11 protein-coding genes and 1 tRNA gene are annotated in these 13817 nt (G+C 37.0%); 6 read left to right on the top strand and 6 right to left on the bottom strand.

Translation table 11 applies throughout. The features are described 5' to 3' along the window. The first annotated feature begins 9 nt into the window (after nucleotides 1-9). Nucleotides 10-3342 (top strand): RHS repeat domain-containing protein, encoded by a 3333-nt coding sequence (locus tag SOP96_RS08855; protein ID WP_326320621.1) that lies wholly within the window; start codon nucleotides 10-12, stop codon nucleotides 3340-3342. A 3-nt stretch (nucleotides 3343-3345) separates the two neighbouring features. Continuing rightward, nucleotides 3346-3771: a hypothetical protein gene (locus SOP96_RS08850; RefSeq protein WP_326320620.1), complete on the top strand. Its 426-nt coding sequence runs from the start codon at nucleotides 3346-3348 to the stop codon at nucleotides 3769-3771. Nucleotides 3772-3965: 194 nt separating this feature from the next. Here SOP96_RS08850 and SOP96_RS08845 read toward each other — a convergent pair. Both SOP96_RS08845 and SOP96_RS08840 read right to left on the bottom strand, forming a co-directional pair. Continuing rightward, a tRNA-Leu gene (locus SOP96_RS08845) sits at nucleotides 3966-4045 on the bottom strand. 76 nt (nucleotides 4046-4121) lie between these two features. Next, complete coding sequence (locus tag SOP96_RS08840) at nucleotides 4122-4889, bottom strand: MBL fold metallo-hydrolase (protein WP_326320619.1); 768 nt, start codon at nucleotides 4887-4889, stop codon at nucleotides 4122-4124. A gap of 53 nt (nucleotides 4890-4942) precedes the next feature. On the opposite strand from SOP96_RS08840, the gene SOP96_RS08835 reads away from it, so the two are divergent. Continuing rightward, nucleotides 4943-6370, top strand: coding sequence for a TonB-dependent receptor (locus tag SOP96_RS08835; RefSeq protein WP_326320618.1), 1428 nt, complete (start codon nucleotides 4943-4945; stop codon nucleotides 6368-6370). Between the two features lie 11 nt (nucleotides 6371-6381). Further along, entirely contained in the window at nucleotides 6382-6831 is a 450-nt protein-coding gene (locus SOP96_RS08830) for a GAF domain-containing protein (RefSeq protein ID WP_326320617.1), read from the top strand. Nucleotides 6832-7067: 236 nt separating this feature from the next. Here SOP96_RS08830 and SOP96_RS08825 read toward each other — a convergent pair whose 3' ends face one another. The 3 genes from SOP96_RS08825 to SOP96_RS08815 form a co-directional block, all read right to left on the bottom strand. Further along, nucleotides 7068-7805 carry an ABC transporter substrate-binding protein gene (locus SOP96_RS08825; protein WP_326320616.1) on the bottom strand — a complete coding sequence of 246 codons (738 nt, stop codon included), beginning with the start codon at nucleotides 7803-7805 and terminating at the stop codon, nucleotides 7068-7070. A gap of 26 nt (nucleotides 7806-7831) precedes the next feature. Next, the gene (gene mgtE, locus SOP96_RS08820; protein ID WP_326320615.1) at nucleotides 7832-9154 is read right to left on the bottom strand and encodes a magnesium transporter; all 1323 of its coding nucleotides are present in this window, start codon (nucleotides 9152-9154) and stop codon (nucleotides 7832-7834) included. A gap of 309 nt (nucleotides 9155-9463) precedes the next feature. Next, nucleotides 9464-10018 (bottom strand): pyruvate decarboxylase, encoded by a 555-nt coding sequence (locus SOP96_RS08815; protein ID WP_326320614.1) that lies wholly within the window; start codon nucleotides 10016-10018, stop codon nucleotides 9464-9466. Nucleotides 10019-10187: 169 nt separating this feature from the next. Here SOP96_RS08815 and rpsO point away from each other — a divergent pair, with 169 nt between their 5' ends. Together rpsO and SOP96_RS08805 are read left to right on the top strand one after the other, a co-directional pair. Then, the gene (rpsO, locus tag SOP96_RS08810; RefSeq protein WP_066440668.1) at nucleotides 10188-10457 is read left to right on the top strand and encodes a 30S ribosomal protein S15; all 270 of its coding nucleotides are present in this window, start codon (nucleotides 10188-10190) and stop codon (nucleotides 10455-10457) included. A gap of 242 nt (nucleotides 10458-10699) precedes the next feature. Next, a complete protein-coding gene (locus SOP96_RS08805; protein WP_326320613.1) occupies nucleotides 10700-12931 on the top strand; it encodes a polyribonucleotide nucleotidyltransferase in 2232 nt (743 codons plus the stop codon). Nucleotides 12932-13043: 112 nt separating this feature from the next. Here the strand turns inward: SOP96_RS08805 and SOP96_RS08800 are convergent, their stop codons facing one another. Further along, the gene (locus SOP96_RS08800) at nucleotides 13044-13811 is read right to left on the bottom strand and encodes a GLPGLI family protein (RefSeq protein ID WP_326320612.1); all 768 of its coding nucleotides are present in this window, start codon (nucleotides 13809-13811) and stop codon (nucleotides 13044-13046) included. Between the last annotated feature and the right edge of the window lie 6 nt (nucleotides 13812-13817).

The raw sequence follows: 13817 nt of genomic DNA, 5'->3' as shown, positions 1-13817 counted from the left end.
GACAAAACCATGAAGAGAATAATTTTACCGATCAGTACATTGTTTTTCTCTGTATCCATTTTTGGACAGGTGACAACTACTGAGAATTATATACAAACGAGGACTTATCTTGAACCTGTAACTGTTACGAGCCCAGCTGCTAAGCAATCTCAAACTGTCCAATATTTTGATGGTTTGGGAAGATCGAAGCAGGTTGTCAATGTAAAAGCAACTCCTCTGCAGCAAGACTTAGTTACAGCGGTTAGATATGACGGATTTGGAAGGCAGGAAGATTTCTGGCTAGCGGCACCAATGAGTACTTTAAATGGAGGTATCCAGACTGCCGTTGATGCTACTGCTCAAACATATTATAACGATGTAAGGCCATTCACCCATCAGAATCTTGAAAAATCTCCCTTAAATAGGCCTCTTTCAAATACACAAACTGGAACAGTTTGGGAAAGCCATCCTGTTCAGTTTAAATATGAATCGAGTGAAACTAATGACCATGTAAAGAAATTAGTAGCTACTACAACTTGGGCGGATGATGCTACTAATTCGAAAACAAAATACATTTCAGATTTTGGTCCAGGTCAGCTGTATAAAAATACAACAATTGATGAAGATGGTAATACTACGATAGAATTTAAAAACGGACAAGGGCAGATTGTATTGAGTAGAAAAGTAATAAGTTCAATAGAAAATGCTGACACTTATTATGTATATAACGAATATGATGAGCTTGTATTAGTTGTTTCACCGCGAGCAATTTTTGAATTCTTTAATGAATTTGGTGCAGGAATGGACGATGAAATTCCTGATAATATTTTGAATAATTTATGCTACCAGTATAAATATGACAGGAGAAACCGTGTGGTAGAAAAAAAAATGCCCGGAAAAGGTTGGGAATCTATATTGTATGATAAGCAAAATAGAGTAGTGGCAACACAAGATCAAGAATTAAAAAATAAAGGGCAGTGGTTGTATACCAAATATGATCAATTTGGGCGAATTGCTATTACAGGTATTGGAACAGGAGGAAACAGGGCTACAGAGCAGGTTGTGGCAGATACGTATGGTTCAAATAATGTCAACAGATTGAATGCTCCATCTTTTGCAAGACAAGGAATGGACGTTTATTATGGAAACCAGGATAATACTTATCCGAATTCGACACGATGGGTTACTTTGCTTTCTTTAAACTATTATGATACTTATCCGGGATATGGATTTAATCCGTCTTTTCCATCTGATATATTAGGAGAGGCTATACTTACGGGAGTGCCGGACAATAATGGACTTAGTACAAAAGGTCTACCGGTAATGAGTACAATTAAAAATATTGAAGATGATAATTGGACGAAAAATTACAGTTACTACGATAGAAAATCCAGACTTATTCGAACTTATTCCATCAACCATTTGGGAGGGCGGACTAAAATAGATTCTAAACTTGATTTTGTGGGAATTACATTACAGACTATTACAACTCATAAAGGATTAGATACTGATACAGATAAAGTAATTATAGAAAATTTTACGTATGATTCTCAAAATAGATTGTTAAGTCATAGACATAAGGTGGATAATAATTCCGAGGAATATTTAACTCAAAATGAATATAATGAACTTTCACAACTTAAAAATAAAAAAGTCGGTGGAACAATAGCCAACAGCGGGATACAGTCAATTGATTATCAGTATAATTTAAGAGGGTGGCTGACCAATATCAATGATATAGAAAATCTAAACGATAAAAAGTTTGCGTATCAGATAAAATATGACAGCCCTGAAACAACTCCTTTTTCAAAGAAAAAATATAATGGAAATATTACAGAAGTAAACTGGAGAACCTCAACGGATGATATTTTTAGAAGATACCAATATGGCTATGATAATCTGAATAGAATGACTTACAGTATATTTTCAGAGCCTAAGTTGGCTATCCCCTATAAATATTTGTATGGTGAAGATGTTTTTTATGATTTGAATGGTAATATTACAACCTTACTCAGAACAGGTGATCAATACTCCCCCACAGAATTAATTGATGATCTCACTTACCAATACAATGGCAACCAAATTGTAGTCATATACGACTATTCTCAAAACCCTTCCGGATACCCTGGTGGCGGGAATGTGATTTCCTATGATAATAATGGAAATATGAAGAATATGCCTGACAAAGGAATTACTTCAATTGTTTACAATTATCTCAATTTACCTTCGAATATTGTTGAAGATACCGGGTTTGAAAAAAATACTTTTAAATATACTTATAATGCAAATGGTACAAAGTTAAAAAAGGAAATTGTCTCAACATTATCATCACAAGTCAGAATAGTCTATTACATAGATGGGTTCCAATATGATAATAAAGGTAGTTTATGTTTTAATTGCCCCACGACCCAACCGATCCTCAAATTTATTCCTACATCTGAAGGCTACTACAATTTTGAAAATAATAAGTATATTTACAACTATACAGACCATCTAGGAAATGTTAGGTTAAGCTTTCAGCAAAATGGTAGCAGCACAGAAGTTCTTGAAGAAAATAATTATTATGCATTCGGTTTAAAACATACTGCTTATAATATTTTGCAAGGAAATCCTAGTTATAACTACAAGTACAACGGCAAGGAGCTTCAGGAAACGGGAATGTATGATTATGGCGCAAGATTCTATATGCCGGATATTGTTCGTACACCTCAGATCGATCCATTGACGGAAAAAATGCCGGAATGGTCACCATATTCTTACGCTTTTAATAATCCTATCCGAAATACAGACCCAACCGGAATGGAACCGGAAGATGTAATTAACGGAGATAATGAAGAATCTAGAACATTAAAAGAACCTAGTCAATGCTGTTGGGGAATGTTCAGATTTATGCCTTTGCTTGAAGGAGGATCAAATATAAAACCTACTGTTATAGAAGTAGCTACAAAAACAGGAGAAACAGCAGGAAAAACTTCAGAATCTTTGGCTAAAACTTCAGAGGGAGCACAGAAGTCCAATGAGAGAGTTAGGTATCAAAATGAGGTCGAAAGAGCTAAAGATAAGATGGATGGAATAAACAGAGCCCAGGAGAATTTAAAAAGAAGTGCGCCTCAAGGATCTAAACAAAATGCTATACAATCAACAAAAAAATCTCAGCAAAACCTTAATAATGCTTTGAGAAGAATTGACCTTAGCAGTATGGATGAGTTTGATGTTAAAGTAACTCCAACGACAATTAAAAAAGACAATATTAGTGTTCCTAAACCACGTCCTGTTCAACCGACTTTCACTCCAAAAAAGTCAGCGCCTAAGCCGGAACCACAAAAACCTCCAGTTGATGATTATTATAGAATATATTCATAAATTATGATTACAGAATTGCATAAAGCTAAAGATTTAATGGATAATGAACAATATGAGTTATCCATTAACATTTTAAATAATTTGAAAGGTTTACCTTTAGAGTCTGAAAATTTTAGATTGTTATTTTTGTCAAATTGCTATTATAATATAGAAGAATATTATTTGGCAATTGATACAGCTAATAATTTGCTACAAAAAGATTCTAAAAATGAATATGCTTCTCAAATAAAATATTTATCCTATTATGAATTGAAAGATTATGATCATGCCCTGAATGAGATAATAAATTTTTTATCTAATAATAAAGCTAATCTTTATAAAGTAACATTGGAAGAGTTACTAACAGATATAAAGAATGGATTTATTAATGATAAAGATATAATCCATAAAATAAAAGAACAAGCAATAAAAAATAGTGTTCATATTTAAAATTGGCAATTATATATTTTAATGTACCAAATCAAAAATTTTAGTTGACTAAATTCAATCTATTTGTTTACTTTTAGTGGTAAATGTACCAGATACAACTTTTATTAAACATCAGTTTGTAAGTTGACTTTTTAAAATTATTAGATACAATAAAAATGGCACCAACTGTCTCCAGTTGGTGCCGTTTTCGTTTGTACCCAGGACCGGGATCGAACCGGTACTCCTAAGAACTGGTGTTTGAGACCAGCGCGTCTACCAATTCCGCCACCTGGGCCGGTATTTTCCATGTTTGAATCGGTGTGCAAATATAGAAACTTTTTCTCAATACCGAAAAAAATAAAAGGAAAAAATTAAAAATTTATTTCAAGACCGTCGTAGGCAAGGTGCATTCCGGGCGGAAGCTGTTTGTCTTCAACGTCGTGCAGACCCAAATGATGGCTGATGTGTGTTAAAAATAATTGTTTAGGTTTAAGTTCCTCAAATAGCTTAATAACATCCGGAAGAATAAAATGCGCAGGATGCGGATCAAATTTCCTGATGCAGTTTAAAATCAATACATCAAGATCTTTTAATTTTTCCTTTTCCACATCGGAAATAAAGCCGGCATCGGTAATATACGCAAGCTTTTTAAACTTAAAGCCAAAAACGGTAATTTTATAATGAACCACTTCAACCGGAGTAATTTCAGTATTTAAAACGGTAAAAGAACTGTTTTCAATTTCATGAAGCTCAAATGCCGGAGCACCCGGATATCTTTCATCAGCAAATGCGTAAGGAAAACGTTTCTTCACTTCATTTCCTACTCTCTGATAGCAGTATATTGGCATATCTTTACCGCTTTTAAAAATCAGCGGGCGCATATCATCAAGGCCAATTACATGGTCGTTATGTTCATGGGTAAGCAATGCAATATCAACAGTATTTTCATGATTAACAAGCATTTGTTGCCTGAAATCAGGGCCGCAGTCGATCAGTATTTTCTTATTTTCATCGGTGGTTACCATTACAGAAGATCTGAGGCGGCTGTCTTTTGGATTTTCTGAAGTACATACCTCGCAGGTGCAGCCAATCACGGGTACACCCTGGGAAGTTCCCGTTCCTAAAAATTTCAACTTCATTTCTTTTGAGGTTGTTTTAATTTTGGTAAATTTACGAAAAATTTAATGTCCTAATGTATCAGAAACTAACTCCTAAACAAAAAGCATTAACAATTAATCTAGATCCTACTATTTATGGTACTTTCGCGGAAATTGGAGCAGGGCAGGAGACTGTTCGGCACTTTTTTAGAGCAGGGGGAGCTTCAGGTACAATCGCTAAGGCAATGTCGGCTTACGACAAAGATTTTAGTGATGCAATCTACGGAAAAGAAGTAAAAAACCGATACGTTACCCAAAACAGGCTTCGAAAAATGCTTCGCTATGAAGTAGCGTTGATTGAAGAACGGATTTCCAGAGAAAACCACCCGAACAGAAAGTATTTTTCTTACGCAAATACCGTTACAACCATTAACTTTGATAAAACGGTGAAAGGCCATGGCTGGGTAGGAATACGTTTTCAGGCAAATGAAAATGAAGATTACAACGAAATTGTTATTCACGTAAAATTCAAAGAAAATGATGCCACATTACAACAGGAAACTCTTGGTAATCTTGGTGTAAACCTTATTTTCGGGGCGTTTCATTATTACGACAATCCGAGAAATTTAATTGAATCCTTATACGACGATGTTGCCAAAGACAACCTTGAAATTGATATGATCGACTTCAGCGGTCCGGCCTTTACCTATGTCGACAACAGGCTGATGTCTTTACAGCTGGTTAAAAACGGAATGACAGATGCGGTGATTTTTAATTCGGAGGGGAATAATATGCTTCCTGCGGATGTTTTATACAAGAAAAATATTTTTGCCGTAAGAGGAAGTTTCAGGCCCGTTACAAAGGTGAATATCGATATGCTGAAAAACGGACTCGATATGTTCCTGAAAGATGCGATATGTACAACCGACGAAACCGAAGTTCTTATTGAAATAACCATTTCAAACCTTCGTGCAGACGGGGATATTGATGAAAGAGATTTCCTGGACAGAGTCGATATTCTCGGCAAGCTCGGCTATACCGTTATCATTTCCAATTACTCCGAGTACTATCGTCTTATTGATTACTTTGCTTCCTACACAAACGGAAACATTGGTGTAGCCATGGGAGTGAATAACCTTCTGATGGTTTTCGATGAAAGATATTATACAGACCTTTCAGGAGGTATTCTGGAGGCTTTCGGTAAATTCTTCAGAAACGGAATGAGAGTATATCTCTACCCATACAAAGATCCCGAAACGCACGAACTTTTAGATTCTTCCACCTTAAAAGTAGAAGAAAACCTGAAGGAACTCTATAAATATTTCAAGCATAATGAGCGTATTGTGGATATCACCAATTACAATCCGGAATTTCTGGAAATTTATTCAAGAGATATCCTTAAAAAAATTGCCTGCAATATCAAAGGCTGGGAAACCCAGGTTCCGGAAGGCGTTGCAGAAATGATTAAAGAACGCGGAATGTTCGGCTATAAAGAAGAATTTTCACTAAAACAATTCTCTTAAACAATATAAACATGTCAGAATTAAAAAAAAGACTTCTATCCATTCTGGAAAGTCCAAAACATAATACAGAGGAGAAACTTGAAAAAGTTTGCCATCTTTTAGATCAGGAAATTTCTTATTTCAACTGGACCGGCTTTTACTTTAAAAACGGAGATCAAGACGAGCTGAAACTCGGCCCTTATGTAGGAGCTCCCACCGATCATACCATCATTCCTTACGGAAAAGGGATTTGTGGGCAGGTAGCCGTTTCAAATGAAACATTTGTCGTTCCGGATGTGAGCGAAGAAAGCAATTACTTAAGCTGTTCTATTGATACAAAAGCGGAAATTGTGGTGCCGATTTTCAAAGACGGCAAGAACATAGGCCAGATTGATATCGATTCTCATACCATTAATCCGTTTACGGACGAAGACAGAGAATTGCTGGAATGGCTTTGCAACGAAGTAGCAAAGATTTTGTAATTAAAAAAAATCTTCTTAAAATAACGACTCCGGCCCGAAGGGCCGGAGTCGATTTATTTCATTTCATCAATAAATTTACATTTTAAAATCATACCACTCAAAAAAAAGCAATCTGTGAATTCTGTGGTAAATACAATTTAATTAACTGATTCAAAAATTTAAAAAAAGCTACCTTATATATTTGTATAATTCGCTAAATCTGCAGGTAATAAAAACCAGCTGTACAATTTTGCAGATTACATTTTAATTGCTTCCACTTCGGTAATCAGATCTTTAAAATAATTTCCGCATTTTGCAAGATGGGTTCCGTACCAGGAAAAAGCCTCACCATCCACGATCATGATTTTCTTATCTGGGTAATATGCTTTCAGTTCCTCAATATGCTTTTCTTTAAAAGGAAACGGTTCAGACGACAGCATGATAATCTCAGCCTCGGCTAAATCTTCAGTTTCAATCACAGGATAACGTTTACGATCTTTAAAAATATTTTCAAACCCTATTTCACCCAGAATCTTATCAATAAACGTATCAGAACCAATCGTCATATAAGGATTTTTCCAGATAAGATACGCAACTTTTATGTTGGAATTAATCTTAGCTTCATTCAGGACATCATAAATTTTAAGATTGAAGCGCTGCGCTTTTTCTTCTTTGTTGAATAGCCTGCCTAAAGTTTTCAGCAGATAATAATTATCCTCTATATTTTCAACATTCGTAACTATTACTTTACAATCATTCATTAAAGCTTCCACCTGATCCTTTACATTTTCTTCTTTGTTGGCTAAAATAAGATTGGGCTCTAACGATTTTATTTTCTCAATGTTAATATTCTTTGTACCACCGATTACGGTAACATTCTTTACCTTTTCAGAAGGATGAATGCAGAATTTTGTCCGGCCAATCACTTCATTTTCCGTTAAACCTAAATCAAATAAAGCCTCAGTAATAGAGGGAACCAGAGAAACAACTTTCATAATGCTATTTTAGAGGTTGCCTAAAATTACAAAAGTTTACCGGTTAAGAAAAGTCCCGCAACAGAAAAATAGATAATAAGCCCCGTCACATCTACCAACGTGGCAACGAACGGTGCCGAAGAAGTAGCCGGGTCAAGATTTAATTTTTTTAAAATAAACGGAACCATAGAACCTGATAAAGTTCCCCATAGAACGATCAGTACAAGAGAGAAGCCTACGCTTAATCCTACAAAAGCCCAGTGTATTCCATAATCGAAAAAACCAGCCTTATGCCAAATCATAATTCTCAGAAAGCCTATAATTCCTAAAACACCCCCAAGGAAAAGCCCGGTAAATATTTCTTTTCGCATCACATACCACCAATCCTTCAGTCCGATTTCCTGAAGCGCCATTGCCCTGATGATCAAGGTTGCAGCCTGCGAGCCTGAGTTTCCTCCACTGGATATAATTAAAGGAACAAAAAGCGCCAGAACAACCGCCTTTTGAATTTCATCTTCAAAATAGCCCATCGCTGAAGCAGTAAGCATTTCTGAGAAAAAAAGGATAATCAGCCACATTCCCCGCTTTTTTACCATTTCCATGAGGGAAGTCTGGGTATAAGGAACGTCTAACGCTTCAAGTCCCCCGAATTTCTGGATGTCTTCCGTATTCTGCTGCTCAATCTGGTCTAGGATATCATCAATGGTTACAATGCCCACCAGGACGCCGGCCTCGGTAACAATCGGCAGTGCAGCCCTGTCGTATTTCTCAAAATACTGAACCGCGTCCTCTTTTGAAGTGGTTGTGGTGATCGCAACGAAATGATTATCGGTAATTTCCGAAACCAAGGTATCTTCTTCGGCGAGCAGTAAACTTCCTAAGGCAATATCATCAATCAATCGGTTTCTTTCGTCCACTACATATAGATAATTCATCGTTTCTACCTTACTTCCGACTTTTTTGATCTGTTGAAGGCACCTTTTAATAGTCCACTCTTTACGAATCTGGATGTAATAAGGCGTCATCAGACGGGCAATGGAATCAGAATCATAGCCCAATAATTTCAGGGCAATTCTCCTTTCCTGCGGATTCAGATGATTGATAGAATATTTGATAAGCTCATCCGGGAAATCTTCAAACAATGCCGTTCTGTCGTCGGGAGTCATTGCATTAAGGATCTCGGATACTTCATCGCTTCCGATGCTTCGGATCGTTTCTTCCTGGAAATCAGGATCGAGGTGCGAAAAAACATCTGCTTTGTATTCTTTCGGAACTTTAAGAAATGCCAAAAGCCTCTCATCAGCGTGAAGTTCACTAAGAGTTTCGGCAATATCGGCGGGGTTAAAGATAAGTTCGTCCTTAGAATTCAAAACGTTATTTTTAGGCTATGCAAAAATAACTCAAATTTTTAAAACAAGAGAACGTTGCCAGAAATTTAAGGATTAATTAAACTCATTCAATAAAAGTAAATTGATTAAATAAAAAAACACCCACAGTGCTGCGAGTGTAAGAAGAATTTTGAATTGAGATAGTTTGAATGAATTGTATTACTAAAATACTAAAATAAATTATATTATTCACTGTATGATGAATATAATTTTATGAAATTCAATGAGGTGCATAATATTTTAGAAGAACCTGTCAGATAAATTAAAAACGAATTGAGAAAAGTACCGGGATTAAAAACCGTTTTCGCCGGAAGGTTTTATTTTCCGCAACTGTTTGAGGATATTTTTAATAGCTCCGTTGGTGCCGATCTTTACGGAATTTACCGTAGATCCTAAAAGACGCATATTTTTTCTGTAGGTATCGTAATCTGTTTCCGTGATAAGGTTTCCCTCTGCATCAAAAAGTTTCATGCTCACCACAACCTGGTTGGAGAAAACATATTTCCCGATTCCTACCTTGAAATATTTTACCTTAGATAGAACGGCGAAATCCGCATCATTATTCAGGCAGTAATCTGAGATCGTTTTTTTGTCGATGCTGTCATAAGAAATCTGGGTTTCGGTTTTCAGCATCTTGTTTTTTCTTTCGCTCAAATTGTCGGAAACGGCACTGAAAAAGGCAACGTTGGTTGGCTCCTTAATCTCTTCAATATCAGGTTCAACCTGCGGGTTGAAGTAAAGAATTCTCTTTATTTTAGCCTCATGGCCGTTTTGCGCTTTCAGTAAAGAAGAGCCTGAAAAGATAATAATGGCGAATAGTATGAAAACAGTAGAATTTCTCATCATGAATACCATGCAAAAGTACTGCCTTTTAACAGGATATCATAATTTTTTTAAGAAATATTTAACATATTTTTCTATCAAAATCAATCTATGAAATCAATAATGTTTGCGGAATCAAAAAAATGTCGTACTTTTGCAGCCGTTACATAATAATCATTTAAATAATATTGGAATGTACTTAAATACAGAAAAAAAGCAGGAAATTTTCGCAAAACATGGAAAATCTGCACAAGACACAGGAAGTGCTGAAGGGCAGGTTGCACTTTTCACTTTCAGAATCAACCACCTTTCTGCTCATTTGAAGAGCAATCACAAAGATTACAACACAGAAAGATCTTTGGTGAAACTGGTAGGTAAAAGAAAAAGATTATTAGATTATCTTAAAAAGAAAGATATCGAAAGATACAGAGCAATTATTGCTGAATTAGGTTTAAGAAAGTAATCTACAAAGATTTTCAAAAAGCAGCTTCGGAAGAGGCTGCTTTTTTTATGCATTCTTTTCAGGCTGACTAAGAATAGGAATATAAGAATGGGTTACCGAAAACATAAATTAGTCATCATTTTGATACGGATTTTGTCCGGATGCGGTGCTATATCCAAATAATTACATTAAATTTGCATCGAAAATTTAAAAAGTTTAAATATTAATCGTACTCAATACGGGGTACAAGAAGACAATTTTTTATGAGTATACCTCAAGCGTTTACAGAAACGATTACTCTTGCAGACGGCAGAGAAATTACTATTGAAACGGGGAAGCTGGCAAAGCAGGCAGACGGATCCGTAGTTGTAAAGTGTGGCGGAACAATGCTTTTAGCGACTGTTGTTGCCAATAAAGAAGCCAATCCCGGTGTGGATTTTTTACCGTTAACGGTAGATTACAGAGAAAAATTTTATGCAGGAGGAAGAATTCCAGGGAACTTTTTCCGAAGAGAAGCAAGGCCTTCTGATCAGGAGATTTTAACGATGCGTCTGGTAGACAGGGTGCTGCGTCCGCTTTTCCCTGAAGATTTCCATGCGGAAGTTCAGGTGATGATTTCATTAATTTCTTATGACGGGAAGACTATTCCTGATGATCTGGCAGGTTTGGCAGCTTCTGCAGCCATTGCCATTACCGATATTCCTTTCAACGGACCAATGTCTGAAGTGAGAGTGGTAAGATTTGACGGCGAGCTGGCTATTAACCCAAGCTACGAACAATTAAAGGATTCTGAGCTGGATATTATGGTAGGTGCTACCAAAGACTCTATCGTAATGGTAGAAGGAGAGATGAAGGAAATTTCCGAACAGGAAATGTTGGAAGCCATTATCTTCGCCCATGCTGAAATCAAAAAACAAATTGAAGCTCAGGAAAGATTAGCTGAAAAAGCAGGTAAAGCTTTCCCTAAAAGAGAATATTCACACGAAGTTCATGAGGAAGCCATCCGCGAAAAAGTATGGAAAGAATGCTATGATAAAGTATATGAAGTAGCAAAAACACCATCCGGAAAAGAAGAAAGACACGAAAAATTCAAGGCTGTTCTTGATGAATTCCTGGCTCAGTATGTAGACAATCCTGAAGAGCTGGAAAGAGTAACGCCTTTCGCTAAAATATATTACCACGATGTAGAAAAAGAGGCCATGCGCCAGATGATCCTTGAAGACAATATCCGTCTTGACGGCCGTGATCCGCAAACGATCCGTCCGATCTGGTCTGAAATTGATTATCTTCCGGGAGCACACGGTTCTGCGATCTTTACAAGAGGCGAGACCCAGTCTTTAACGGCAGTAACCTTAGGTTCCGTAAAAGATGCCAATATGGTAGACAGTGTGATTTCTCAGCACGATGAGAAATTCTTCCTTCATTATAACTTCCCTCCTTTCTCAACAGGAGAAGCAAGACCTTTAAGAGGAACTTCAAGAAGAGAGGTAGGACACGGAAATTTAGCTCAGAGAGCACTACAGGCTGTAATTCCTGAAGAGAATCCTTACACCATCAGAATTGTTTCCGATATTCTTGAATCCAACGGTTCGTCTTCCATGGCAACGGTTTGTGCAGGAACATTGGCGTTGATGGATGCAGGGGTGCAGATTACTAAACCTGTTTCCGGGATTGCAATGGGATTGATTACCGATACGAAATCCGGTAAATTTACCGTACTTTCCGATATCTTAGGAGATGAAGACCACCTTGGGGATATGGACTTTAAAGTAACCGGAACGGCAGACGGTATCACGGCCTGCCAGATGGATATCAAAATTCAGGGGCTTTCTATGGACATCATGGAAAAAGCTTTGATGCAGGCAAGAGACGGAAGATTACACATCTTAAATAAAATCACGGAAACGATTGCTGAACCGAGAGCCGACGTAAAACCTCACGCTCCGAAAATGGTGGTAATGGAAATTCCGAAAGACTTCATCGGGGCGGTAATCGGGCCTGGTGGAAAAATCATTCAGCAGATGCAGAAAGATACGGATACGGTGATCGCAATTGAAGAGATCGGAGAAATCGGACGTATTGAAATTGCAGGTACTGACAGAGAGAAGATCAATGCTGCGGTGGCGAAAATCAATGAGATCACTTTTGTACCGGTTGTAGGACAGGTGTACAACGGAAAGGTGGTAAAGATCATGGATTTCGGTGCCTTCGTAGCAATCGCAAAAGGAACGGAAGGGCTTCTTCACATCTCGGAAATCGAGTGGAAGCGTCTGGATAAAGTTCCGTATCAGGAAGGAGATGAAGTGGAAGTGAAATTTATGGGCTATGACGACCGTAAGAAAATGAAACTTTCCAGAAAAGTATTGTTGCCAAGACCTCCGAAGCCGGAAGGGAAACCAAGGCCGGAAGGTGAAGGAAGACCGAACAGACCGGAAGGACAAAGACCTCAGGGTGAAAAGCCTGCGGAAAACAATGATCATTCAGCTGAAGCATAAGATCAAAGATCATCAATGATATGAACCACCGGATTTCCGGTGGTTTTTTGTTTAGGAGGGGGTTGGGAGCACGGATTGTAAATCCGCGCTATCGGGAATCTTTCGCCAGCTGTTAATTAGCTTCATTATCTTCCCATTCATATTTTTGCTCCACGGTGAATCTTTGATTGTTTTTCACATGAGCTCCCATGCTGGAAGAAATACTGTTGGTAACTTTTGCAAAGATCTTATTCATTCTTTCTTCCTTAGCTACCACATGTTCCTTTAAGCTGATTTTATCTTTATTTAAGAATTGTGGTTTATAAACAATTTTACTCTGATCGTCTTTATCAACCGATTCTGCTTTCCATATTTCGTGATCCATATTATCGGGTTTTATTTCTAATATTAACCCAGGCAATCCATAAAATTTAAAAGGACCTGCGGAATAAGGAAGTTTTTTAGTAAAATATGCCGTAATATTTGTTCCTCTGAATACTCCTGTCGCCTTGTAACAGGTGTAACCGGCTATTTTTTTTGTTTGTTTTTCGTCAATCACCCAGTTTACTTTTGGAACTTTATCATAAATAAAAAATCCTCTTCCATCAATGGAGGATGTAAAAAAGAAATTTTTTTCAACATCGTTATTTAAGTCAGAAACGAAATATTCCTTTGAAGGTTTTCTGCCATGATCCAGATTGACTGCCATCGTCCAGTCTCCGGTCAGCTTATTTTGAACAATAACAGAATCCTGGATTGATAATACTTGATTGTCCTTTATATACAAATCCTCATGCGTTGTTGTGAATGATGATAATACTTTAAGGTAGCGTACATGAATTTGCTGAGAAAAGATAAATGAAGAAGCGAGGAGTGATATTAGTAGGATTGTGTTTTTCATAGTGAT

Origin of the sequence: Chryseobacterium salviniae, assembly GCF_035819015.1 — a bacterium.
Classification (GTDB): Bacteria; Bacteroidota; Bacteroidia; order Flavobacteriales; family Weeksellaceae; genus Chryseobacterium; species Chryseobacterium salviniae.
The sequence above is the reverse complement of the archived record's forward strand: the minus strand, read 5'-3'. Positions and strand labels throughout refer to the sequence as shown.